Here is a 25,058-nt window from a genome sequence, read left to right as displayed (position 1 = left end):
TCATTCCGGGCGGCGGGCCGCCATCAGATAATTCACGCCCGTGTCCGGGGCCAGGCGGTATTGCCGGGTCAGCGGCAGGTATTCCAGCCCGCTGAGCGCGCTGATGTCCAGGCCTGCCGCGCGCGCCGCGCCGGCCAGTTCGCTGGGGGTGATGAACTGGTCGTAGCTGTGAGTGCCCTTGGGCACCATGCGCAGCAGGTATTCCGCGGCCACGATCGCCAGCAGAAACGATTTCGGGTTGCGGTTCAACGTCGAAAAGCAGACCAGCCCGCCAGGACGGACCAGTCGGGCGCAGGCCTGGACGATGGCGGCCGGGTCGGGCACGTGCTCCAGCAGTTCCATGCAGGTGACCAGATCGAACTGACCGGGCTGCTGCTCCGCGTAGTCTTCGGCGCTGATGCATTCATAGTGGACCTGGACGCCGGATTCGTGGCCGTGCAGGCGGGCTACCTGCAAGGACGCCTTGGCCAGGTCGATGCCCGTGACCTGGGCGCCTTCGGCGGCCATGGCTTCGGTCAACAGGCCGCCGCCGCAGCCGATGTCCAGCACCCGCTGCCCGGCCAGGTCGCCCGCCTGGCTGCGGATCCAGTCCAGCCGCAGGGGATTGATGTCGTGCAGCGTTTTCAGATCCCCCAGGGGGTCCCACCAGCTGGAGGCCAGGGCACTGAATTTGTCGAGTTCGGCGGGATCGGCGTTGGCGGTGTGCATGGATGTCGGATTCCAGAAATGAACAAGGCCCCGCACGCGCGGAGCCTTGGGTTCCGCCGCGCCAGAGGCGCGGCGGCTCGTGCGGCCTGCAGAATTACTTGCGGGTACCGACGATTTCGATTTCCACGCGACGGTTTTGGGCACGGCCTTCGCGAGTCTTGTTCGACGCGACCGGTTGCAGTTCACCCTTGCCTTCGGCGTAGACGCGATCAGCCGGAACGCCCTTGCTGACCAGGTACTGCTTGACCGAATTGGCACGGCGCTCGGACAGTTTCTGGTTGTAGGCTTCGGTGCCGATGGAGTCGGTGTGGCCGACGGCAATGATGGTTTCCAGGTTGATGGAGCTGGCCTGTTGAGCGACCTGATCCAGAACCTGCTTGCCTTCGGGCTTGATGGTGGACTTGTCGAAGTCGAAGAAGGTGTCGGCGTTCAGGACGACCTTGCTGGCGGTCGGGGCGACGACAGGGGCTTCGGCGACGGGCTTGCCGCAGCCTTCAGCGGCGGTGGCCGGCGTCCAGAATGCATCGCGCCAGCAATTTTGGCCGCTGGCATCTTTCCAGACATGACCATCGACGTTGGTCCAGTTGTCGGAAGCCGACGCGGTACCCATGGCAGCCATGGCAGCAATGGCGAGTCCAATAGCGATTTTGGAGGGTTTATTCATGTTTCTCCTCGTTTGAGCATGATGCTTGAAAGTGACCGCAGCGAACCCCCGCCGCATCTCGAAAGAACATTTCCAGTATAGCAATGTCCAGTTGGAAAACTATCAATTGCGCTGGGTTTGGTGCGTGTTAGCCGAAATCTTAAGGCATTTTCAACGCCCGGGTTAAGTATTGATGGCCTTGCCCGGTACTCTGGGGGTAATTTGTCCGGGCCAGGGGCCTCAGGCTGTGGGCTTTTTGCAACGCTGGTCCCTGCCGGGTCGGATCGGGCCACCGTCCGGCCCCCGGCGGGCGCCGGACGGTGGCCCGGCGGCACGGATGATAGAATCACCGATTGCCTCTGGCGGTTTGACGCCTATCGGTTTCGGACATACACATGGAATCCTTCGCTAAAGAGACCCTGCCCATTTCGCTTGAAGACGAAATGCGGCGCAGTTATCTGGATTACGCCATGAGCGTGATCGTGGGACGGGCGCTGCCCGACGTGCGCGACGGCTTGAAGCCCGTGCACCGACGCGTCCTGTTTGCCATGCACGAGCTGAACAACGACTGGAACCGGGCATACAAGAAGTCCGCCCGTATCGTCGGCGACGTCATCGGTAAATATCACCCGCACGGCGATTCCGCCGTCTATGACACCATCGTGCGCATGGCGCAGGATTTCTCCCTGCGCTACATGCTGGTCGACGGGCAGGGCAACTTCGGCTCCGTCGATGGCGACAATGCGGCTGCCATGCGGTACACCGAAGTCCGCCTGGCGAAGATCGCCCACGAACTGCTGGCCGACATCGACCAGGATACGGTCGACTTCGGCCCCAACTATGACGGCAGCGAACAGGAGCCTCTGCTGCTGCCCTCGCGCCTGCCCAATCTCCTGGTCAACGGCAGCGCCGGGATCGCGGTGGGCATGGCCACGAATATCCCGCCGCACAATCTGTCCGAGGTCGTCGAGGGCTGCCTCTACTGCCTGCGCAATCCCGATTGCACGATCGATGAACTGATCGAACGCATTCCTGCGCCCGATTTTCCCACGGGCGGCATCATCTACGGCATGGCCGGCGTGCGGGAAGGCTATCGCACCGGGCGCGGCCGGGTCATCATGCGGGCCAAGGCCCACTTCGAAGATCTGCCCCACGGCAACCGCCAGGCCATCGTCATCGATGCGATCCCTTATCAGGTGAACAAAAAGTCCCTGCAGGAACGCATCGCCGAACTGGTCAACGAAAAGAAAATCGAAGGCATTTCCGACATCCGCGACGAATCGGATAAAGACGGCATGCGCCTGGTGATCGAACTGAAGCGCGGCGAAGTCCCGGAAGTCGTGCTCAATAATCTGTACAAGAACACCCAGCTGCAGGAAACCTTCGGCATGAACATGGTGGCGCTGGTCGATGGCCAGCCGCGCCTGCTGAATCTCAAGCAGATGGTGCAGTACTTCCTGCGGCATCGCCGCGAGGTCGTCACCCGCCGCACGATCTTCCAATTGCGCAAGGCCCGCGAACGCGGCCACGTGCTGGAAGGCCTGGCCGTGGCCCTGGCCAACATCGATGACTTCATCGCCATCATCAAGGCCGCCCCCACGCCGCCGGTGGCGCGCCAGGCCCTGATGGAGCGCAGCTGGGATTCCTCCCTGGTCCGGGAAATGCTGGCGCGCGCGGATGACAACATCGAATCCGGCGGGCGGGCCGCGTATCGCCCGGACGGGCTGGAGCCCCAGTTCGGCCTGCAGGCCGACGGCCAGTACCGCCTGTCCGAGGTCCAGGCCCAGGAAATCCTGAACATGCGCCTGCAGCGCCTGACGGGGCTGGAACAGGACAAGATCGTCGGCGAATACCGCGAGATCATGGACACCATCGCCGACCTGCTGGACATCCTGGCGCGGCCGGAACGCGTCACGACCATCATCAGCGACGAATTGCAGGCCATTCGCGCGGAATTCTCCGCCCCGGGCAGCGACCTCCGGCGTTCCGAGATCGAATTCAACGCGACCGAGCTTGAAACCGAAGACCTGATCACCCCCATGGATATGGTGGTGACCCTCTCTCGCAGCGGCTACATCAAGAGCCAGCCGCTGTCCGAATACCGGGCGCAGAAACGCGGCGGGCGCGGCAAGCAGGCCACCACCATGAAGGAAGACGACTGGGTCGACCAGCTCTTCATCGCCAACACGCACGATTTCCTGCTGTGCTTCTCGGATCGCGGCCGGGTGTACTGGCTGAAGGTCTGGGAAGTCCCGCAGGGCTCGCGCAATTCGCGCGGCCGGCCCATCGTCAATATGTTCCCGCTGGTCGATGGCGAAACCATCACCGCCGTGCTGACGGTCAAGGCCTTCAGCGACGATCACTACGTCTTCATGGCCACGTCGCGCGGCACGGTCAAGAAAACCCCGCTGTCGGATTTCTCCAATCCTCGCAAGGCCGGCATCATCGCCGTCGGTCTGGACGATGGCGATTACCTGATCGGCGCCGAAGTGACCGACGGGCAGCATGACGTCATGCTGTTCTCCGATGCCGGCAAGGCCGTGCGTTTCGACGAGAACGACGTTCGCCCCATGGGCCGCACGGCGCGCGGGGTGCGGGGCATGTCCCTGGAAGACGGCCAGTCCGTCATTGCCTTGCTGGTGGCCGAAGACGAAACCCAGAGCGTGCTGACCGCGACTGAAAACGGCTATGGCAAGCGCACGTCCATCGTCGAATACACCCGCCACGGGCGCGGCACCAAGGGCATGATCGCCATCCAGACCTCGGCCCGCAACGGCAAGGTCGTCAGCGCCGTGCTGGTGCAGCCTGAAGACGAAATCATGCTGATCACCACCAGCGGCGTGCTGGTGCGCACCCGGGTCTCGGAAATCCGCGAAATGGGTCGCGCCACCCAAGGGGTGACGTTGATCAACGTGGACGAAGACAGCCGACTGATCGGGGTGCGTCGCGTGGCCGAAAGCGACGCGGACGATGACGAGGTCGATGCTGCCGACACGACAAATGGCGACGATGCCGGTCCGGCGGGCGGCGCGCCTGCCGACGACGCCGCGCCCGAGGCTTCCCCTTCTCCCAAGGACCCTTCATGACCCGCCCCTGGAATTTTGCCGCAGGCCCCTCGACCCTGCCTTTGGAAGTATTGCAGCAGGCCGCGGCGGACCTCTGCGATTGGCAGGGCAGCGGCACGTCGGTCATGGAAATGAGCCACCGGGGCAAGCACTACAGCCGCATCCGGGACGAAGCGGAAGCCGACCTGCGCGCCTTGCTGGCCGTGCCGGACGATTTCGAAGTGCTGTTCATGCAGGGCGGCGCCTCGGCGCAGAATGCCCTGATTCCCTTGAACCTGATCGGCCGGGCCGGGCAGGGGCGGGCGGATTACGTGCTCAGCGGCCATTGGGCGCGGAAGTCCTTCAACGAAGCCCAGCGCTATGGCGACATCGCCGTGGCGGCCACGGCGGAATCCTCCGTCGACCTGGACGGCCGCGCCTATGGTCCCTGGTGCTGGCTGCCGGCCCAGGATCAGTGGCGTGTGCGCCCTGATGCGGCTTACCTGCATCTGTGCGCCAATGAAACCATCGGCGGCGTCGAACAGGCCGTCATGCCGGACATGGCCGGTCTGGGCGCCCCCGACGTGCCGCTGGTGGCCGATATGTCCTCGAACATCCTGTCGCGACCGATCGATTTTTCGCGCCTGGGCGTGGTCTACGCCGGCGCGCAGAAAAATGCCGGCCCGGCGGGCGTGACCCTGGTGTTCGTGCGCAAAGACCTGATCGGCCACGCCTTGCCGCATTGCCCTTCGGTCTTCGACTATGCGCCGGTGGCGGGCGCCCAGTCCATGTTCAATACGCCGCCGACCTTCGCCATCTACATGGCCGGACTGGTCTTCAAATGGCTGCTGAAGAACGGCGGGGTGGCCGCCATGGATTCGGCCAGCACGCGCAAGTCCCGCGCCCTGTACGATTATCTGGATGGTTCCGCGTTGTATGAAAGCCGCATCCATCCCTCCGTGCGATCCCGCATGAACGTGCCGTTCTTCCTGCGCGACGAATCTTTGAACGCCGCGTTCCTGGCTGAAGCGGAAGCCGCCGGGCTGTTGGCCCTGAAGGGGCATAAGGCGGTGGGCGGCATGCGGGCGTCCCTGTACAACGCCATGCCCTTCGAGGGCGTCCAGGCATTGATCGGCTTCCTGCAGGATTTCGAGGCGCGCCATGGCTGAACAGGATCTGCAGGCCAGTCTGGAGCCTTTGCGGGCGCGCATCGATGCGCTCGACGAACAGATCCTGGTCCTGCTGAATCAGCGCGCGCAGGCGGCTTTGCAGGTAGGCGACGTCAAGAAACGCTTTGACGCCGCCGGTCCGGTTCTGAAGCCCGAACGCGAGGCCCTCATCATCCGGCGCCTGCAGACCATCAACGGCGGGCCTCTGCCGGAATCGGCCGTGGCGGCCATCTGGGGGCAGGTGATTTCCGCCTGTCGAGGCCTGGAAAGCGTCCTGACCGTGGCCTTTCTGGGGCCGCAGGGATCGTTTTCGGAGCAAGCCTCCTATGAGCATTTCGGCCAGGCGATCACGGGCTTGCGTTGCGAATCCTTCGACGAAGTCTTTCGCTCCGTCGAGGCCGGCCAGGCCGATGTCGGCATGGTGCCGGTCGAAAATTCCACGGAAGGCGCCGTCAACCGCAGTCTTGACCTGTTGCTGAATTCTTCGCTGAAGGTGCTGGGCGAACGCACCATCCGCATCCACCACAACCTGCTGACCCGGACGGGCGGCCTGGAGGGCGTGCGCCGGGTGCTGGGACATCCCCAGGCCCTGGCGCAGTGCCAGGCCTGGCTGAGCCGCAACCACCCGGGGCTGGAACGCCTGCCGGTCGCCAGCAATGCGCAGGCGGCCCGCATGGCTGCCGAGGACCCTTCCTGTGCGGCCATCGCAGGGGACGCGGCAGCCGCCGCCTGGGGCTTGAGCGCCGTGGCCAGCGGCATCCAGGACGATCCCCAGAACCAGACCCGCTTCGTGGCGGTCGGAGCGCGGGACGCCGGGCCGACCGGCCGTGACAAGACCAGCCTGATCCTGGCGGTGCCCAATCGCGCCGGCGCGGTCTACGAGATGCTGGCGCCGCTGTCGCGCCACGACGTGTCCATGACCCGCTTCGAATCCCGGCCGGCCCGCACCGGTCAGTGGGAATACTATTTTTATGTGGATCTGCTGGGGCATCACCAGGACGAACCTGTGCGCCAGGCCCTGGCCGAATTGCGCCAGCAGGTGGCCTTTTTCAAGATCCTGGGCTCCTATCCCCGGCAATGAGGTAACTCCGTCATGATTCAGCCCCTGGCTCCGGAACACGTCCGGGCGATTGCACCGTATCAGCCCGGCAAGCCCATCGAAGAACTGGCCCGCGAATTCGACCTCGATCCGGCCGGCATCATCAAACTGGCATCCAATGAAAACCCGCTGGGCTGTTCCGGTCGCGTGCGCGGGGCTCTCAGCCAGGCGGCGGGCAGTCTGCAGGGACGCTATCCCGACCCCAACGGCTTCGACCTGAAGGCCGCCCTGGCCGCCCATCACGGCGTGCCGCCCGCCTGGATCACCTTGGGCAATGGTTCCAACGACTTGCTGGAACTGGCCTCGCTGGCTTTGCTGGACGAGGGCACGTCCGCCGTGTACGCGGCGCACGCCTTTACGGTGTACCGCCTGAGCACCCAGGCCCGGGGCGCGCGCCATATCCAGGTCCCCGCCCGCGATTACGGGCACGACCTGCCGGCCATGCTCGGCGCCATCGCCGACGATACCCGGCTGGTGTTCATCGCCAACCCCAACAATCCCACCGGCACGCATGTGCCGCCGGCCCAGGTCAGGACCTTCCTGGATGCCGTCCGGGATCGTCATGGGGATCGCGTCACTGTCCTGCTGGACGAGGCCTACGACGATTACCTGGATCCCGACGAGCGCGTCGACAGCGCCCGCTGGGTCGAGGAATATCCCAACCTGATCGTGACCCGCACCTTTTCCAAGGCCTATGGCCTGGCGGGACTGCGGGTGGGCTATGCCCTGGCTCAGCCGGCGTTGACGGACCTGCTGAATCGTGTGCGCCAGCCCTTCAATGTCAATGCCCTGGCCCAACTGGCCGCCCGGGTGGCGCTGGCGGATACGGATTTCCTGGCCCGGACTTACGCCCTGAACCGCGATGGCCGCTCCCAGTTGCAGGATGCCTTTGCGGCGCTGGGCCTGGATTACGTGCCCAGCCACAGTAATTTTGTCCTGGTCGAGGTCGGTGATGCCGCCCGGGTGCATCGCGAATTGCTGCGCCGGGGCATCATCGTGCGTCCGGTGGCGGGCGATGGCTTGCCCCAGCATTTGCGTGTCACCATCGGCCTGCCTCAGGAAAATACCCGTTTCATTCAGGCGCTGACCGATATCCTGCAGCCATGAGCAGCGTTCCCGACCCTCTGGTGCCGGTGCTGGCCGTGGTGGGCACCGGCCTGATCGGCGGCTCGTTCGCAGCCGCTTTGCGCCGGGTAGGGCAGGTGGGGCGCGTGCTGGGGGTGGGGCGTCAGCCGTCGTCTCTGCAGCGGGCCCGCGAACTGGGCCTGATCGACGAGATCGCCACATTGGAACAGGCGGCCGCCCAGGCCGATCTGATTTTCCTGGCAACCCCCGTGGGGGCGATGGCCGGTATCCTGGAGACACTGGCGCCGCGCCTGCGGGCGCGGACCCTGGTGACGGACGCTGGCAGCACCAAGTCCGACGTGGCGCGCCTGGCGCAGGATGTCCTGGGCGATCGCTGCGCGCAGTTCATTCCCGGGCACCCGATTGCCGGCTCCGAGATGACCGGGCCGGAAGCCGCCGATCCCCTGCTGTACCATGGCCGGAAGGTCGTGCTGACGCCATTCGAAGAGACGCCTGGCGCCGTCCTGCACAGTCTGATCCGCATCTGGGAAGCCACCGGCGCCCGGGTCCAGTTGATGGATCCTGCCGCGCACGATCGGGCGCTGGGCTGCGTCAGCCATCTGCCGCATTTCCTGGCGGCGGCCTTCATGACCCAGGTCGTGCGGGCCGACGATGCCGATACCCGCCTCAGCCTGGCGGGCACCGGCTTTCGGGATTTCACCCGGATTGCGGCGGGTTCCCCCGAGGTCTGGCGCGACATCTTTTTTTCCAATCGCACCGCCGTCCTGCAGGAGCTCGACGATTTCGCCCGGATGCTGGATCTCTGGCGTTCCGCCTTGGACGACGACACCCACCCTGAAACCCTTGAAACCCTGCTCGAACAATCGGCGCTGGCTCGCCGGTTCTGGGGCGGGCGCAATCCGACGCCATGACTGACCGCACGCCTTTCCTGTCCTTGCCGCCCTCCGTGAGGGCGCAGGGCGCCGTGACCCTGCCGGGCTCCAAAAGCATTTCCAATCGGGCGCTGCTGCTGGCGGCGCTGGCCGAGGGCGAGACGACGCTGACCGGCCTGCTGGATTCCGACGACACCCGGGTCATGAAGGACGCCCTGCGGTCATTGGGGGTGGAGGTGCAGGACGACGGCGCCGGACAGGTGCGCGTCGCGGGCGCGGCCGCCTGGCCGCAGCGCGCTGCCGATCTGTTCCTGGGCAATGCCGGCACGGCATTCCGGCCGCTGACCGCCGCCCTGGCCGTGATGGGAGGCGATTACCGATTGTCGGGCGTGCCGCGCATGCACGAGCGGCCCATCGGCGACCTGGTCGATGCCTTGCAGGGTCTTGGGTGCGAGCTGGCCTACGAAGCCCGTGAGGGCTACCCGCCGCTGCGCATCGGGCAGGGCCGCCTGCATCTGGATCAGCCCATCCGGGTGCGGGGCTCGGTGTCCAGTCAGTTCCTGACCGCTTTGCTGATGGCGGCTCCGATCGCGGCCGGCCGGGTGGGGCGGGATGTGGTCATCGAACTGGACGGCCCCCTGATCTCCAAGCCCTACATCCTGATCACACTGAACCTGATGGCTCGCTTCGGCGTGGTGGTGCGGCGCGACGGCTGGGAACGGTTCACCATCCCGGCCCAGGCGCGCTATCGCAGCCCCGGCCGCTATGCCGTCGAAGGCGATGCCTCGTCCGCCTCTTATTTCCTGGGTCTGGGGGCCATTGCCGGAGGGCCCATCCGCATCCAGGGGGTGGGCGCCGACAGTATCCAGGGCGATCTGGCCTTTGCCGACGTGGTCCAGGATCTGGGCGCGGATGTGCGCCGCGAAGCCGACGCGCTCGTCGTGCAGGGGCCGGTCGTGGCCCGTGGCGAACGCCTGCGGGCCTTCGACCGCGACTTCAACCTGATTCCCGATGCCGCCATGACGGCCGCCGTGCTGGCCCTGTATGCCGACGGGCCGTGCCGTTTACGCAATATCGCCAGCTGGCGGGTCAAGGAAACCGACCGGATCGCCGCCATGCACGCCGAACTGGCGCGCTTGGGGGCGCAGGTGGACTCCGATGCCGACAGCCTGACGGTCCATCCGCTGGCGGCGGATCAGTGGCGCGCAGCCCGCATCGGCACCTATGACGACCACCGGATGGCCATGTGTTTTTCGCTGGCGGCCTTCGGTCCCGTGCCGGTCACGATTCTGGACCCGGACTGCGTGGCCAAGACCTACCCGGCCTATTTCCAGGATTTCCAGCATCTGCTGCGGGCTTGAGGCGACCGATGACATCCACTTCCTCCGGGCGGGACGCATGCGTCGTTCCCGTCATCACCATCGACGGGCCGACCGCGTCGGGCAAAGGCACCATCGCTCAGCGGGTGGCCGACCATCTGGGCTGGCATGCCCTGGATAGCGGGGCGTTGTACCGCCTGACCGCGCTGGCGGTGCGGCAGGCCGGGGGGGATGGCGGCGATGAATCGCAGGCGGCCCAACTCGCCCGCCGGCTCGATGCGCAGTTCAGCGCCGGCGTCATCCGCCTGGATGGCCGGGATGTCACGCAGATCATCCGCCAGGAAGCCATCGGCAATCTGGCCTCGAAAGTCGCAGCCTTGCCCGCCGTGCGCGCGGCGCTGCTGGCGCGCCAGCGCGACTTTCGCCGTGCGCCGGGGCTGGTGGCCGATGGCCGCGACATGGGCACCGTTATTTTTCCCGATGCGCCTCTGAAAATATTTCTGGATGCCGCTGTGGATGTGCGGGCCGAAAGGCGCCATAAGCAGTTGAGGGACAAGGGAATTTCTGCTAATCTAGACGACCTTTTGAATGATCTGCGGTTGCGCGATGCGCGTGATCGTGATCGGGCGCATGCGCCGCTTGTTGCGGCTGCAGACGCTGTGACGATCGATTCATCCCATGTCGGGGTGGATCAGGTCGTCGATCAGGTGCTGGATCTCTGGCGCAAGCTGGGATCGGCGCATGGGCCTGCCTGACGGGCATGACCGGGTTTCCGGCCGCCGTCCTGCAGGATTTTTGTTCACTCCGCCGGGTTCGTCCTGGCGTGTCATGATTGCCCTTCGGGGCATATGGATCAATAGTTCATGTCCACCCTTACCACCGAAGCCGCATTGGGCGGCGAAAGCTTTGCCGATCTGTTTGCCGCTAGCATCAAAGATCAGAACATGCGCTCCGGCGAGGTCATTTCGGCCGAAGTCGTGCGCGTCGACCACAATTTCGTCGTGGTCAATGCAGGCCTGAAATCCGAAGCCTACATTCCTCTGGAAGAATTCCTGAACGATCAGGGCGAGCTCGAAGTCCAGGACGGCGATTTCGTGTCCGTGGCCATCGATTCCCTGGAAAACGGCTACGGCGACACCATTCTGTCGCGCGACCGCGCCAAGCGCCTGTCGGCCTGGCTGCAGCTCGAACAGGCTCTGGAATCCGGCGAACTGGTCAACGGCACCATTACCGGCAAGGTCAAGGGCGGCCTGACGGTCATGACCAACGGCATCCGCGCCTTCCTGCCGGGTTCGCTGGTCGACCTGCGTCCCGTCAAGGACACCACGCCTTATGAAGGCAAGACCCTGGAATTCAAGGTCATCAAGCTCGACCGCAAGCGCAACAACGTCGTGCTGTCGCGCCGTGCCGTGCTCGAAGCCAGCATGGGTGAAGAGCGCGAAAAGCTGCTGGAAAACCTGCACGAAGGCGCCATCATCAAGGGTATCGTCAAGAACATCACCGACTACGGCGCGTTCGTGGATCTGGGCGGTATCGACGGCCTGCTGCACATCACCGACATGGCCTGGCGCCGTGTCCGTCACCCCTCCGAAGTCCTGTCCGTGGGCCAGGAAATCGAAGCCAAGGTCCTCAAGTTCGACCAGGAAAAGCAGCGCGTCTCGCTGGGCGTCAAGCAACTGGGCGAAGATCCCTGGATCGGCCTGGGCCGTCGCTACCCGCAAGGCACCCGCCTGTTCGGCAAGGTCACGAACCTGACCGACTACGGTGCGTTTGTTGAAGTCGAAGCCGGCATCGAAGGCCTGGTGCACGTGTCCGAAATGGACTGGACCAACAAGAACGTCGATCCGCGCAAGGTCGTGACCCTGGGCGAAGAAGTCGAAGTCATGGTCCTGGAAATCGACGAAGACCGTCGCCGCATCTCGCTGGGCATGAAGCAGTGCCGCCCGAATCCCTGGGAAGATTTCGCCTCCAACTTCAAGCGTGGCGACAAGGTTCACGGCGCGATCAAGTCCATCACCGACTTCGGCGTGTTCGTCGGTCTGCCCGGCGGCATCGATGGCCTGGTTCACCTGTCCGACATTTCCTGGACCGAAACCGGCGAAGAAGCCGTGCGCAACTTCAAGAAGGGCGACGAGCTCGACGCCGTGGTTCTGGGCATCGACACCGACAAGGAACGCATCTCCCTGGGCGTCAAGCAACTGGAAGGCGATCCGTTCAACAACTTCGTGGCCACCTACGACAAGGGCGCCGTCCTGACCGGCACGATCAAGTCCGTCGAGCCCAAGGGCGCCGTCGTGACCTTGTCCGTGGACGTCGATGGCTACCTGCGCGCCTCTGAAATCTCCGCCGGTCGCGTCGAAGACGCCACCACGGTGCTGCACGCTGGCGACCAGGTCGAAACCATGATCATCAACGTTGACCGCAAGGCGCGTTCGATCCAGCTGTCGATCAAGGCTCGCGACAACGCGGAAACGGCTGACACCATCCAGCGCATGACCGAAGCCAGCGCGTCGTCGGGCACCACCAACCTGGGCGCCTTGCTGAAGGCCAAGCTCGACCAGCAGCGCGACAACTAATGCCTGGCCTGACCAAGTCCGAGCTCATCACCATGTTGGCGGGTCGCTATCCTCAATTGGCGATCCGCGACATGGACCTGGCGGTCAAGACGGTGTTGGACGCGATGGCCGATGCGCTGGCCCAGGGTCAGCGCATCGAAATCCGCGGCTTCGGCAGCTTCTCGCTGTCGCAACGCCAGCCGCGTGTCGGACGCAATCCGAAATCGGGTGAGAAAGTGCTGGTGCCGGCCAAGCTGGTGCCGCACTTCAAGCCTGGCAAGGAATTGCGCGAGCGCGTGGATCAGGGGCCGACCGCCCCCGATGCCGAGGAGCCCGCCACTGTGACGGACTTGTATCAGATGCAGTACTTCAATGAATGAATCCCTCACCGGATGAATTCAAAGCGGCCTCCGGGCCGCTTTTCTTTTGCCTCCGGGCCGCCCCAAGGCAAAAGGGCTCCCTCGGGTGGACAGCAAGCAGGCGCGAGCCCGCGCAGCGTGGGGGTCCACATACCTTTTCCCTTTACAATATCGGCATTCCCTTTCAAGGAGCTTGGCATATGCGCTATCTGGTGTGGTTGCTGCGCCTGGTGATTTTCATCATCGTGCTTTTGTTCGCCCTGAAAAACACGGCGCCGGTGGACGTGGGCTTTTTTGCCGACCGGGTGCTGCATCAGGTTCCGCTGATCGTGGTGATGCTGGTCGCCTTCGTCCTGGGGGTGGCCTTTGGCCTGCTGGTGGCGTTTTCAGCCGTGCTGCGCCGGCGCCGCGAGATCAATCGCCTGCGGCGTGAATTGTCGCGGGCGCAGGATTCCTTGGCGCATCCGCAACCGGGGCCCGGGCCGCTGATCCCTGAAACTGTGGCGCCGCTGGCGCCTCTCTGATCGGGGGCCTCGTGGATTTTGAACCCTGGTGGCTGATCATCGTCCCTGTCCTGTTCGGACTGGGCTGGCTGGCTGCGCGTTTCGATTTCCGGCAGATGCTGTCGGAAACCCGCGCCTTGCCGGACTCGTATTTCAAGGGCTTGAATTTCCTGCTCAATGAAGAGCCCGACCGCGCCATCGATGCCTTCATCGAGGTCGCCAAGCTCGACCCTGAAACCACCGAATTGCATTTCGCCCTGGGCAGCCTGTTTCGCCGCAGGGGCGAGATCGAGCGCGCCATCCGCGTCCATCAGAGCCTCCTGGCCCGCGAAGACCTGCAACTGGCCGATCGGGAAAACGCCCAGTTGGAACTTGCCCAGGATTTCCTCAAGGCGGGGCTGCTGGACCGCGCCGAACAGGGCTTTCAGGCCATTATCCATACCCGGCATGCCCAGGAAGCCATCCGCGCTCTGATCCGCATCTACGAGTCCGAACACGATTGGCCCAGGGCCATCGATGCAGTCCAGCAGTTGCGCAGCCGTGTGGACGAGCCGGTGCCGCAATTGGCCCATTACCATTGCGAGCGCGCTCAGGCGCTGCTCGAGGCCGATCCCATTGATTTCGACGCGGCCGCCCAGGCGCTGGATGCCGCGGACCATGCCGTGCGCCAGAATGGCACGACGCCAGCGTCCGAAACCCGGGTGCGCTTGCTGCGGGCGCAGTGGGCGGCGCGGCGCGGCGATCTGGAATCCCAGAGGGCGTATCTGCAGGAAGTGCTGGACGCCGCCCCCGACTATGCGGGGCTGGTGGCCGGGCCGCTGCTCGCCTGCTATACCGCCCTGGGCCGGGGGGCCGAGGGCCTGACCCTGCTGCGGACGCAGTATGCCCGTGTGCCCACCCTGGATCTGTTCAATGTCGTTTTCCGCGCCTTGCGCACGCAGGATGGCGCCGATCCCGCCTGGGCATTTGCCCGGGAAGCCTTGCGCGCGCGTCCTTCCTTGCTGGGTCTGGACCGCCTGCTGGAAGTCGAGTTGTCCCAGGAAGGCGAACCGGCGGCCGGTCACCGGCTGGTGCCCGGGGCCGACCTGGGCCTGTTGCGCAGCCTGATTCATAAACATACTCAGCGCCTGGACCGCTACGCGTGCAGCCAGTGCGGCTTCGAGGCTCGCCGGTATTACTGGCAGTGCCCGGGATGCAACGCCTGGGAAACCTACCGGCCCCGCCGCCTGGAGGAAATCCGATGATGTCTTTTCCTGAGTCGGCCGCGCGCGCGGCCCGGATCCTGGTGGTCGGCGACATCATGCTGGATCGCTACTGGTTTGGCGAGGTGGACCGCATTTCCCCCGAAGCGCCCGTGCCGGTGGTGCGCGTCGCTCGTCGCGAAGATCGCCTGGGGGGCGCGGCCAACGTCGCCCGCAACATTGCCGCCCTGGGGGCTCAGGTCGGTCTGCTGGGCATCATCGGCGCCGACGAAGCCGGGGCGCGGGTCCGGTCCCTGATCCGCGACGCCGGTATCCGGGACAATCTGGTTGAAGATGCGGACGGCATGGACACCACGCTGAAGATGCGGGTGCTGGGCCGCCAGCAGCAGCTGTTGCGGGTGGATTTCGAACAGGGCCCGGGCGCGAGCGCGCTGCAGGGCCTGGAGGCCGGCTTGCGGGCCGGCCTGGCGGATTACGATCTGCTGGTGCTGTCCGATTACGCCAAGGGCGCCCTGGGGCAGGTGGAAACCCTCATCCGCATGGCCCGGGATGCCGGGGTGCCGGTGCTGGTCGATCCCAAGGGCCATCGCTACAAGCGCTATGTGGGCGCGACCCTGGTCACGCCCAACCGCAGCGAGATGCAGGATGCCGTGGGCCGCTGGGATTCCGAAGACGATCTCACCGACCGCGCCCAGGCCCTGCGCCGGGAGCTGGCGCTGGAGGCCCTGCTGATCACGCGATCCGAACAAGGCATGACGCTCTACACGGACGCGGGCCGCCAGCATGTGGACGCCCAGGCGCACGAGGTTTTCGACGTTTCGGGCGCCGGCGATACCGTGCTGGCCACCCTGGCGGTCATGCGGGCCGCCGGATTGGGCTGGTACGACGCCATGGCCTGGGCCAATCGGGCCGGGGGCATCGTTGTAGGTAAACTGGGCACATCCATCGTGACCGCAGAGGAGTTGTCATCATGATCGTGGTAACGGGCGCCGCCGGCTTCATCGGCAGCAATCTGGTGCGGGGCCTGAATGCCCGCGGGGTCGAGGACATCCTGGCGGTCGACGACCTGACGGATGGGGATAAATTCCGCAATCTGGTCGATCTGCGGATCGCCGATTACCTGCATAAAGATGAATTCCGCAGCCGCGTGCTGGCCGGAGAGCTGCCGCGCCCGGACGCGGTATTCCACCAGGGGGCCTGTTCGGACACGACGGAACGCAATGGCCACTTCATGATGGACAACAATTTCCGCGTGACGCTGGAATTGTTCGAATACTGTCAGGCCCGCGAGGTCCCGTTCCTGTATGCTTCGTCGGCTGCCGTGTATGGCGCGGGTCCGCGCTACGTTGAAGACCCCGCCCACGAATCTCCGCTGAACGTCTACGGCTATTCCAAGCTGCTGTTCGATCAGGTGCTGCGTCGCCGCATGGATACCCTCACGGCGCAGGTCGTGGGGCTGCGCTATTTCAATGTCTACGGCCCGCATGAGCAGCACAAGGGCCGTATGGCTTCCGTGGCATTCCACAACATGAATCAATATGTCGACCAGGGCCACGTGCGTCTGTTCGGCGGCTGGGATGGTTATCCGGATGGCGGCCAGCAGCGCGATTTCGTCTATATCGACGACGTGGTGGACGTCAATCTGCATTTCCTGGACCACCCGGATGTCTCGGGCATTTTCAATTGCGGGACGGGGCGCGCGCAGCCTTTCAACGACGTGGCGCAGACCGTCGTCAACAGTCTGCGGGTGCGCCAGGGACAGCTGGCCCTGCCGCTGGAAGAACTCGTGGGTGGCGGACAATTGCGCTACGTGACCTTTCCGGATGACCTGAAAGGCCGTTATCAGAGCCATACCCAGGCCGACCTGACCCAGTTGCGGGCCGCCGGCTATGCCCGCGCTTTCTGCGATGTGCAGACCGGCGTCAGCGACTATGCGCGGCGCTTGCTGGACGGGGGCCAGTTGCGGGTCTGACGGTTTCGGGGGGCGTGTTTTTGGCGTATGACAAAACCAATCAAGCCCGTCCCTGCGCCACGCCCGCCTGCGGCATCATGGCCGGACATCCCTCTCTTTTCAGGAGTCCTGCCATGAACCCCTTCCTGCACAGCACCGTGGCCCAGCCCTTGGCCCTGACGGGCGCGGCCGTCTTGCCGGTCCGTCGACGGCGGATGCGTCTGCCCTCCGCGCCGCGCGTATCGCGCGTGCTGCGGGCCGCCAGCCTGGCGGCGCTGACCTGGGCCGGCGCCGCCGGCGCCGTGGACCTGAATACCGCCACCCTGGACCAGCTGCGAGGCATCCGCGGCATCGGGCCCAAGACGGCGCAGATCATCCTGGATGAGCGCGTCCGGGGCGGGCGTTATCTGTCCTTTGCCGATTTGTCGGATCGTGTGCGCGGCATCGGCCCGCGCCGCGCCCAGGCGCTGCAGTCCGCCGGGCTGACCATCGATGGCGGAGGAACCCGGTTGTCCGGGCAGGGGGCGTCGGCCTCTCAGGCGGCCAAGGCCGCGCATCCGGCCGGCGCGGCGGGTTCGGCGCCCGGTCTCGCCACGGGCCGGGCGCCTGCGCCGAAACGCTGAGCAGCCGCGCGGATCGCGATCGACGCTGCCGTGCCGACGCCGGAATGCGGCTATCCGGCGTCGGCGGCATAAGCTTATTCCCAGCCCAGGCATGCGTCGTGAGCGGCCTGGGGCGGGTGTATGATTTCGAGCATGAAAACCTACCCCACTATCGAAGACATCGTCGGCTCCACACCTCTGGTGCGCTTGCAGCGCTTGCCTGGGGAGGCCGGCGCCTCGCGCGGCAACGTCATCCTGGCCAAACTCGAAGGCAACAATCCTGCGGGTTCGGTGAAGGACAGGGCCGCCCTCAGCATGATCCGCCAGGCGGAACTGCGCGGCGACATCCGGCCGGGCGACACGCTGATCGAGGCCACCAGCGGCAATACGGGTATCGCGCTGGCCATGGCGGCCGCGGTGCGCGGCTACCGCATGATTTTGCTGATGCCCGACAACTCCTCCCAGGAACGCTGCGCCGCCATGACGGCCTACGGGGCCAAGCTGATCCTGACCCCGTCCGACAAGGGCGGCATGGAATATGCCCGGGACGAAGCGCTGCGGATGCAATCCGAAGGCCAGGGCTTCGTGCTGGATCAGTTTTCCAACGAAGACAACCCCCGGGCGCACCGCGAGACCACCGGCCCGGAAATCTGGGAGCAGACCGACGGCCAGGTCACGCATTTCGTCAGCGCCATGGGGACGACCGGCACCATCATGGGCGTGGGCGGCTACCTGCGATCCCGCAATCCGGCGGTCCAGGTGATCGGGGCTCAGCCGGCTGACGGCGCTCATATCCCGGGCATCCGCAAGTGGCCGGAAGCCTATCAGCCCAGCATCTACCATCCCGCGCAGGTTGACGCCTTCGAGCCCATCACTCAGGACCAGGCCGAATCCATGGCCCGCCGGCTGGCCGCCGAGGAAGGCATCTTCGGCGGGATTTCATCAGCCGGGGCCGCCGTGGCCGCTTTGCGAGTCGCCGCCACGGTGCGCGACGCCACGATCGTGTTCATCGTCTGCGACCGGGGCGATCGCTACCTGTCCACCGGGGTGTTCGGCTAGTGCCCTGCGCGGGTTGATCGGCCAGCGCGCCGGGACCCGCCCGGCCGGGGCTGCCCGGTGCCGGGCGGCCGGGCTTCAGAAGCCTGTCCTGTCCTGGATTTCGCGGGCCAGATCGGCGACGGAGGTCGCGTAGAAATAGCTGCGGTTGTAGTGGGTGATGGCAAAGAAATTGGGCGTGGCCGTGCGGTATTCGTGCGTGCCCCGGATTTCATCCTGCAGGTCGATCACCCCCAGAGGCTGAGTCTGCCAGCGTGTGCCGCTGCCCGGCAGCGCCTGGGCGCCGGCCGCCTTCAGGCGGGGCCAATCGCTGAGAGGCGTCAGACCGTCCTGCACCAGCCGGGAGGCATCGGCCGGCAGCCTGACCGGCGCGAACACCGGCACGTCGCGCACCCAGCCGTGTTCCTTGAGGAAATTGCCCACCGATGCGATGGCATCGTCCGTGTTGCCCGCCAGGTCCACCCGGCCGTCTCCGTTGCCGTCCACTGCGTAGCGCATCAGGCTGCCGGGCATGAATTGCGGCAGCCCCATGGCGCCGGCGAAAGAGCCTTCGACGGTGTAGGCATCCAGTTTCCCCTGGTGATCCAGCAGAATCAGGTCGGCCAGCTGCTCGCGGAACATGGCCTGGCGTTCGGGGCGGGATGGATCGGGGTAGCGGAACCCCAGTGTGGTCAGGGTGTCCAGCACCCGATGGTCGCCGGTGTACTGGCCATAGACCGTTTCAATGCCGATGATGGCCACTATGATTGAGGCAGGGACGCCGGTGCGGGCGCTGGTCTGGTCCAGTGTTCGGCGATGAGCCTCCCAGAAGGCGGTTCCTCGGCGGATGCGGATGGGGTCTACATGCCGTTGTCGGTAGCTGAACCAGGCGCGCCGGATACGGCCCTGGCGAGCGGGCGGCGTCATCAGACGGACCGCCGTGGCATTGTATTTGGCGGTCTTCAGCAGGGCTTCGACCTGGCTGGGCGGGACGCCCTGGGCCTGGGCCGTCTGGCGGGCGAAGGCCTCCAGTTCGGGTTGCAGTTGCCCATCGGGACCGAGAAAATCACCGGGCGTCGATGCGTCTTGGAGCGCGCCCCGGCTTCTGCTAGAATTAATACGATCGTTTGAAACAGTCGTTTGATTTATGGCGCTGCCAGTGTCTGATACGGTGTGACCGCCGTTGCTGCTGGCGCAGCCGGATAAAAATAGCGACGCTACGGCAACTTGCAAAATACGGGTTGGTCTGAACATAATCGCCCTTATGGAGACGCTCTATATTACTCACCCAGCCTGCCGCCTGCATGAAATGGGTGCATGGCACCCGGAATCCCCTCAGCGCCTCGATGCGGTGGCCGACCAGCTGGTCGCCAGCGGCCTGATGGATTTCCTGTCCCAACAGCAGGCCCGCCCGGCGACGCCCGATGACGTGCTGCGGGTGCATACCCCGGAATATCTGGCCTTTTTGCGGCAGCATGCGCCGGCTCATGGGTATTTCCCGGTCGATCCCGATACGATCATGAACCCGGAAACCCTGCAGGCGGCATGGGCCGCGGCGGGCGCGGGGCTGACCGCGCTGGATGAAATCCTGGCGGGCCGGGCGCAGACGGCGTTTTGCGCCATCCGGCCGCCTGGGCATCATGCCCGGCCGGGCCAGGCGCTGGGTTTCTGCTTTTTCAACAATATCGCCGTGGCGGCCCGCTATGCCCTGGATCGCCATGGGCTGCAGCGCATCGCCATCGTCGATTTCGACGTGCATCATGGCAACGGCACCGAAGAAGCCTTCCTGAACGAAGATCGTGTCATGATGTGCAGCTTCTACCAGTACCCGCTGTTTCCCAACACGCGCCAGGACCATCCAGGGGCCAATATGATCAACATTCCCGTGGATGCCTATTCAGATGGTAAGGTAGTACGCGATCTGGCCATGCAGCATTGGCTGCCGGCTCTGCGCCGCTTTCAGCCGGAACTGATCCTGGTATCCGCAGGATTCGATGCCCATCGGGAAGACGACATGGGCAGCCTGAAACTGGTCGAGGCGGACTACGCCTGGATCACCGAACGCCTGGTCGAGGTGGCGGACGAATTCGCCCAGGGGCGGATTGTCAGCTTCCTGGAGGGCGGTTACGATCTTTCCGCCCTGGGGCGCAGCGTCGTGGCGCACGTGCGGGCGCTGGGGGGGTACTGATATCCGTGTCGCACCGGGATTTCTGCCGTTTGTGGCGCATGCATTCTCTTTTCTTTCCATTCTGGAGTTAGCTCGATGAAGGTCCTGGTACCGGTCAAGCGCGTTGTTGACTTTAACGTCAAGGTTCGCGTGAAATCTGATCACACTGGCGTGGACATCGCCAACGTCAAAATGTCCATGAATCCGTTCGACGAAATCGCCGTCGAGGAAGCCACCCGCCTGAAGGAAAAGGGCGTAGCCACAGAGGTCGTGGCTGTGTCCTGCGGGGTGGCGCAATGTCAGGAGACCCTGCGCACCGCCATGGCGATCGGCGCCGATCGCGGCATCCTGGTGCAGACCGATGTCGAACTGCAGCCCCTGGCCGTGGCCAAGATACTGGCTGCGCTGGCGCACAAGGAACAGCCGCAGCTGATCGTGCTGGGCAAGCAGGCCATCGACGACGATGCCAACCAGACCGGCCAGATGCTGGCCGCCCTGCTGGATTGGCCGCAAGCCACCAACGCCAGCCAGGTCGAGGTCCAGGGCGATCGTGTCCAGGTCACGCGCGAGGTCGACGGCGGCCTGGAAACCATCAGCCTGGCGCTGCCGGCCGTCATCACGACCGATCTGCGCCTGAACGAGCCGCGCTACGTGACGCTGCCCAACATCATGAAGGCCAAGAAAAAGCCGCTGGACACCGTGTCGCCGGCCGATCTGAACGTCGATCCCGCGCCGCGCCTGAAGACCTTGAAAGTCGCGGAACCGCCCAGCCGCTCGGCCGGCGTGGTCGTGCCCGATGTGGCGGCCCTGGTGGACAAACTGAAAAACGAAGCGAAGGTGGTCTGAATGAGCATTCTGGTTATTGCTGAACATGACAACGCCCAGCTGGGCGGTGCGACCCGCAACGTCGTGACGGCGGCTGCGGCGCTGGGGGGCGATGTGCACGTGCTGGTGGCCGGTTCCGGCGCCCAGGCCGTGGCCCAGGAGGCGGCCCGGACGGCTGGCGTGGCCAAGGTCCTGCTGGCTGATGGCGCGGCCCTGGCCGATGCGCTGGCCGAGAACCTGGCCGCCCAGGTGCTGGCCCTCGCCGGCGACTACAGCCACATCCTGTTCGCGGCGACCGCCTCGGGCAAGAACGTCGCCCCGCGCGTGGCGGCCAAGCTCGACGTGGCGCAGATCTCCGACATCGTCGCCGTGGAATCGGCCGACACCTTCGTGCGTCCGATCTATGCCGGCAATGCGCTGGCGACGGTGCAGTCGTCCGACGCGAAAAAGGTCATCACCGTGCGCACGACGGGGTTTGATCCGGCTTCGGCCGAAGGCGGCAGCGCAGCGGTCGAATCCGTGGATGCGGTGGCCGACTCGGGCAAATCGTCCTTCGTGGGCCGGGAACTGGCCAAGAGCGACCGGCCCGACCTGACGGCGGCATCGGTCGTGGTGTCGGGCGGCCGGGGCCTGGGCAGCGCGGAAAACTTCAAGATCCTGGATCCGCTGGCCGACAAGCTGGGCGCCGCGCTGGGCGCTTCGCGCGCGGCGGTGGACGCGGGCTACGCGCCCAACGACTGGCAGGTCGGCCAGACCGGCAAGATCGTGGCGCCGCAGCTGTACGTGGCCATCGGGATTTCCGGGGCCATCCAGCACCTGGCCGGGATGAAGGACTCCAAGGTCATCGTGGCCATCAACAAGGACGCCGAGGCGCCGATCTTCGGCGTGGCGGACTACGGCCTGGTGGCCGATCTGTTCGAGGCCGTGCCCGAACTGGTCAAGGCGCTCTGACGCCGAATAGCGACGGGCCCCGCGGGGCTCGTCGCGTTTCTTGCCGACTGCCCGGCGGGTCGCCGGGGGCCGCTCTACACAGGAATCATCATGACATACCAGGTCCCTACCCAGGATATCCGTTTCATTCTGCGCGAGCTGGCCGACCTGTCCGGCGTGCTGGCGCTGCCCGGTTTTGAAGAGGTCTCGGACGACCTCGTGGATGCCGTGCTGGAAGAAAACGCCCGTTTCGTCGAGCAGGAGATCGCCCCGCTGAACCGGGCGGGCGACACCCATCCGGCCCAGTGGCAGGATGGCGAGGTGCGGACCACTCCGGGTTTCAAGGCCGCCTTCCAGGCATTTGCCCAGGGTGGCTGGCAGGGCTTGCCGCATGATGCGGAATTCGGCGGCCAGGGATTGCCGAAGCTGGTCTCGGCGCCGGTGACCGAGAGTCTGAATGCCGGCAATTTGTCGTTTTCCCTGTGCCCGCTGCTGACGGATGGCGTGATCGAGGCGCTGTCCATGGTCGGGACGCCGGAGCAGAAATCCCGTTTCATCCCGCCGTTGCTGGAAGGCCGCTGGACCGGCACCATGAACCTGACCGAGCCTCAGGCGGGTTCCGATCTGGCGCTGCTGAAAACCCGCGCCGTGCGTCAGGATGACGGCAGTTATCGCCTCAGCGGCCAGAAGATCTTCATCACCTACGGGGATCATGACCTGGCCGAGAACATCATCCATCTGGTGCTGGCCCGCACCCCCGATGCGCCCAAGGGGGTCAAGGGGATTTCCTTGTTCATCGTGCCCAAGCGGCTGGTGAACGAAGACGGCAGCCTGGGCCAGCGCAATGACGTCTACTGCGCCTCGCTGGAACACAAGCTGGGCATCCATGGCAGCCCGACCGCCGTGCTGCTGTATGGGTCGGGGAAGGGCGATGTGGGCGAGGGCGCTGTCGGTTATTTGATCGGCGAGGAAAATCGCGGCCTGGAATACATGTTCATCATGATGAATGCCGCTCGTTATGCGGTAGGCCTGCAGGGCGTGGCGGTGTCCGAGCGCGCCTTGCAGCACGCTGCCGCCTATGCAGCCGACCGCGTCCAGGGCAATGCCCTGGAAGGCTCGGACGGTCCGGTGCCGATTGCCCGCCATCCCGACGTGGCCCGCATGCTGGGCATGATGCGCGGCCTGACCGAAGGCGCGCGGGCCGTGGCCTATGTGGCTGCCGGGTTCCGGGACAAGGCCGCGCATGCGGTCGGTGAAGCCGAACGGGCGCATTTCAAGGCCGTCTATGAATACTGCGTGCCCATCGTCAAGGCGTTTTCCACGGAGTCATCCGTCGAGGTCGCGTCCCTGGGTGTGCAGGTGCACGGCGGCATGGGCTTCATCGAAGAAACCGGGGCGGCCCAGTATTACCGGGATGCCCGCATTCTGCCCATCTACGAGGGCACCACGGCCATCCAGGCCAATGATTTCATCGGCCGCAAGATCGTGCGCGACGGCGGCAAAGTCGCGCTGGAACAGATCGCCGGGATGCGGGCCACTGTGGCGGCCTTGCGGGCGACGGCGGGGAGCCACGCGGATGCCCTGGAACTGATCGCGCAGCGCCTGGAAAGCGCCGCCCAGGCCTATGAGGCAGCCGTGGGTTTCATCCTGGGGCACATCCGCGAGGACATCCGCGGCGTGTTCGCGGGCAGCGTGCCGTGCCTGATGCTGGCGGGCACGGTCCATGCCGGTTGGCAACTGGGGCGTGCCGCCCAGGCGGCGGCAGCGGCCATCCAGGCAGGGTCCGCCGACCCGTTTCACGCCAACAAGATCGCGACGGCGGTGCAGTATGCCGCGCATGTGCTGCCTCGCGCCGCCGCCTTGGAGGCGGCCGTCCAGGCGGGCGGCCTGGCGGATCGCTATGTGCATCAGTCGTAGATATAGTTATAACTTAGATGTATTTCAATAGCCTCCTATATTCTGCAAGAATCTTAAGTGTCTAAACCAATTCGTCGCCCGGGTCGTCCGGGCGGCAGACACTTGAGACAGGAGTGATCAATGGCTACGCTGCGTCTGGGCGATGTCGCCCCCGATTTCGAACAGGAATCCTCCCTGGGGAAAATCAAATTCCATGAATGGCTGGGCAATGGCTGGGGGGTGCTGTTTTCCCACCCGGCCGACTTCACCCCGGTCTGCACCACTGAACTGGGTTACACCGCCATCGTGTCGGGCGACTTCGCCAAGCGCGGAGCCAAGGTCATCGCCGTGTCGGTGGATGGCAAGCAATCCCACATCGACTGGATCAAGGACATCAACGATACGCAAAAGACGGATGTCCAGTACCCGATCCTGGCCGACGAGGACCGCAAGGTCGCCACGCTGTACGACATGATCCACCCGAACGCCAGCACCACGGCCACGGTGCGCTCGGTGTTCGTGATCGATCCGAACAAGAAGATCCGCCTGATCCTGACCTATCCGGCCAGCACCGGCCGGAATTTCGATGAAATCCTGCGGGCGCTGGATTCCATCCAGCTGACGGACAATTACAGCGTCGCGACCCCGGTGAACTGGAAGCCGGGCGAAGACGTCATCATCGCCCCGTCCATCAAGGACCCGGCCGTGCTGAAGGAAAAATTCCCCAAGGGCTACAAGGAAGTGCGCTCGTATCTGCGCACGACTCCCCAGCCGAATCTGTAATTCCCGGTTCGAGCATGCGAAGCGCCGGCCTCTGAGAGGCCGGCGTTTTTTTCTTGCGCAAAATACTGTTTCTTTGTACAGTATGCAGACTACTGGATGAAAGCACAGTTTCGGCGTATTTCCGCCGGGCGCAAAGGAGACTCGACATGGCTGGATCAATGGGCTTGGGTATGGCATGGGCAGGCGATGGGCGTGGCGCGGCGGGGGGGGCCTGCTTGAACGCAGCCGGCGCCTTGCAGGGGCCTTGGGTGCCGGGCGGGTCGTGGGGCGGTCGGCCGGCGGGTCGTTCCGGCGGGGGCGGGGCCGCCCG

Annotated in this window: 23 protein-coding genes; 20 read left to right on the top strand and 3 right to left on the bottom strand. The window is 65.1% G+C overall.

The genetic code is table 11. From position 1 onward, the window contains the following. Positions 1-708 carry a bifunctional 2-polyprenyl-6-hydroxyphenol methylase/3-demethylubiquinol 3-O-methyltransferase UbiG gene (ubiG, locus tag WBG56_RS13730; protein ID WP_424269263.1) on the bottom strand — a complete coding sequence of 236 codons (708 nt, stop codon included), beginning with the start codon at positions 706-708 and terminating at the stop codon, positions 1-3. 94 nt (positions 709-802) lie between these two features. Beyond that, entirely contained in the window at positions 803-1,372 is a 570-nt protein-coding gene (gene ompA, locus WBG56_RS13725; RefSeq protein ID WP_424269261.1) for an outer membrane protein OmpA, read from the bottom strand. Between the two features lie 374 nt (positions 1,373-1,746). On the opposite strand from ompA, the gene gyrA reads away from it, so the two are divergent. The 15 genes from gyrA (at position 1,747) to cysM (ending at position 18,171) form a co-directional block, all read left to right on the top strand. Next, positions 1,747-4,437, top strand: a complete 2,691-nt coding sequence (gyrA, locus tag WBG56_RS13720) for a DNA gyrase subunit A (protein WP_424269259.1) — start codon at positions 1,747-1,749, stop codon at positions 4,435-4,437. After that, entirely contained in the window at positions 4,434-5,564 is a 1,131-nt protein-coding gene (gene serC, locus WBG56_RS13715; RefSeq protein WP_424269257.1) for a 3-phosphoserine/phosphohydroxythreonine transaminase, read from the top strand. The genes gyrA and serC overlap by 4 nt, the downstream gene beginning before the upstream one ends. Then, positions 5,557-6,645 carry a prephenate dehydratase gene (pheA, locus tag WBG56_RS13710; RefSeq protein WP_424269255.1) on the top strand — a complete coding sequence of 363 codons (1,089 nt, stop codon included), beginning with the start codon at positions 5,557-5,559 and terminating at the stop codon, positions 6,643-6,645. Before serC ends, pheA begins: the two co-directional genes overlap by 8 nt. 12 nt (positions 6,646-6,657) lie before the next feature. Beyond that, positions 6,658-7,770, top strand: coding sequence for a histidinol-phosphate transaminase (gene hisC, locus WBG56_RS13705; protein WP_424269253.1), 1,113 nt, complete (start codon positions 6,658-6,660; stop codon positions 7,768-7,770). Beyond that, a complete protein-coding gene (locus WBG56_RS13700) occupies positions 7,767-8,660 on the top strand; it encodes a prephenate dehydrogenase (protein WP_424269251.1) in 894 nt (297 codons plus the stop codon). The genes hisC and WBG56_RS13700 overlap by 4 nt, the downstream gene beginning before the upstream one ends. Next, positions 8,657-9,982 (top strand): 3-phosphoshikimate 1-carboxyvinyltransferase, encoded by a 1,326-nt coding sequence (gene aroA, locus WBG56_RS13695; protein WP_424269249.1) that lies wholly within the window; start codon positions 8,657-8,659, stop codon positions 9,980-9,982. Before WBG56_RS13700 ends, aroA begins: the two co-directional genes overlap by 4 nt. Positions 9,983-9,990: 8 nt before the next feature. Then, positions 9,991-10,695, top strand: coding sequence for a (d)CMP kinase (cmk, locus tag WBG56_RS13690; protein WP_424269247.1), 705 nt, complete (start codon positions 9,991-9,993; stop codon positions 10,693-10,695). A 108-nt stretch (positions 10,696-10,803) separates the two neighbouring features. Next, positions 10,804-12,516, top strand: a complete 1,713-nt coding sequence (gene rpsA, locus WBG56_RS13685; protein WP_424269245.1) for a 30S ribosomal protein S1 — start codon at positions 10,804-10,806, stop codon at positions 12,514-12,516. A gap of 8 nt (positions 12,517-12,524) precedes the next feature. Further along, on the top strand, positions 12,525-12,875 hold the full coding sequence (locus tag WBG56_RS13680; RefSeq protein WP_424269303.1) for an integration host factor subunit beta: 351 nt from the start codon (positions 12,525-12,527) through the stop codon (positions 12,873-12,875). 179 nt (positions 12,876-13,054) lie between these two features. After that, a complete protein-coding gene (locus tag WBG56_RS13675) occupies positions 13,055-13,378 on the top strand; it encodes a LapA family protein (RefSeq protein ID WP_424269243.1) in 324 nt (107 codons plus the stop codon). 11 nt (positions 13,379-13,389) lie between these two features. Beyond that, a complete protein-coding gene (gene lapB / locus WBG56_RS13670) occupies positions 13,390-14,601 on the top strand; it encodes a lipopolysaccharide assembly protein LapB (protein ID WP_424269241.1) in 1,212 nt (403 codons plus the stop codon). Beyond that, on the top strand, positions 14,598-15,533 hold the full coding sequence (rfaE1, locus tag WBG56_RS13665; RefSeq protein ID WP_424269239.1) for a D-glycero-beta-D-manno-heptose-7-phosphate kinase: 936 nt from the start codon (positions 14,598-14,600) through the stop codon (positions 15,531-15,533). Before lapB ends, rfaE1 begins: the two co-directional genes overlap by 4 nt. After that, a complete protein-coding gene (rfaD, locus tag WBG56_RS13660; RefSeq protein WP_424269237.1) occupies positions 15,530-16,531 on the top strand; it encodes an ADP-glyceromanno-heptose 6-epimerase in 1,002 nt (333 codons plus the stop codon). Before rfaE1 ends, rfaD begins: the two co-directional genes overlap by 4 nt. Before the next feature lie 113 nt (positions 16,532-16,644). Beyond that, complete coding sequence (locus tag WBG56_RS13655) at positions 16,645-17,133, top strand: ComEA family DNA-binding protein (RefSeq protein WP_424269235.1); 489 nt, start codon at positions 16,645-16,647, stop codon at positions 17,131-17,133. Between the two features lie 132 nt (positions 17,134-17,265). Continuing rightward, a complete protein-coding gene (cysM, locus tag WBG56_RS13650; RefSeq protein ID WP_424269233.1) occupies positions 17,266-18,171 on the top strand; it encodes a cysteine synthase CysM in 906 nt (301 codons plus the stop codon). A 75-nt stretch (positions 18,172-18,246) separates the two neighbouring features. Here the strand turns inward: cysM and mltB are convergent, their stop codons facing one another. Beyond that, a complete protein-coding gene (gene mltB / locus WBG56_RS13645; protein WP_424269232.1) occupies positions 18,247-19,401 on the bottom strand; it encodes a lytic murein transglycosylase B in 1,155 nt (384 codons plus the stop codon). A 10-nt stretch (positions 19,402-19,411) separates the two neighbouring features. Here mltB and WBG56_RS13640 point away from each other — a divergent pair, with 10 nt between their 5' ends. The 5 genes from WBG56_RS13640 (at position 19,412) to WBG56_RS13620 (ending at position 24,748) form a co-directional block, all read left to right on the top strand. After that, complete coding sequence (locus WBG56_RS13640; protein WP_424269230.1) at positions 19,412-20,335, top strand: histone deacetylase family protein; 924 nt, start codon at positions 19,412-19,414, stop codon at positions 20,333-20,335. Between the two features lie 75 nt (positions 20,336-20,410). Continuing rightward, entirely contained in the window at positions 20,411-21,160 is a 750-nt protein-coding gene (locus WBG56_RS13635; RefSeq protein ID WP_424269228.1) for an electron transfer flavoprotein subunit beta/FixA family protein, read from the top strand. Beyond that, complete coding sequence (locus tag WBG56_RS13630) at positions 21,161-22,090, top strand: electron transfer flavoprotein subunit alpha/FixB family protein (protein ID WP_424269226.1); 930 nt, start codon at positions 21,161-21,163, stop codon at positions 22,088-22,090. Between the two features lie 90 nt (positions 22,091-22,180). Next, entirely contained in the window at positions 22,181-23,986 is a 1,806-nt protein-coding gene (locus WBG56_RS13625) for an acyl-CoA dehydrogenase (protein ID WP_424269224.1), read from the top strand. A 120-nt stretch (positions 23,987-24,106) separates the two neighbouring features. Then, positions 24,107-24,748: a peroxiredoxin gene (locus WBG56_RS13620; RefSeq protein WP_424269222.1), complete on the top strand. Its 642-nt coding sequence runs from the start codon at positions 24,107-24,109 to the stop codon at positions 24,746-24,748. Positions 24,749-25,058 lie beyond the last annotated feature (310 nt).

It is taken from the genome of Castellaniella sp. (genome assembly GCF_049671645.1).
In the GTDB taxonomy this organism is placed as follows: Bacteria; Pseudomonadota; Gammaproteobacteria; order Burkholderiales; family Burkholderiaceae_B; genus Castellaniella.
This window is presented reverse-complemented; position numbering and strand designations above follow the sequence as displayed.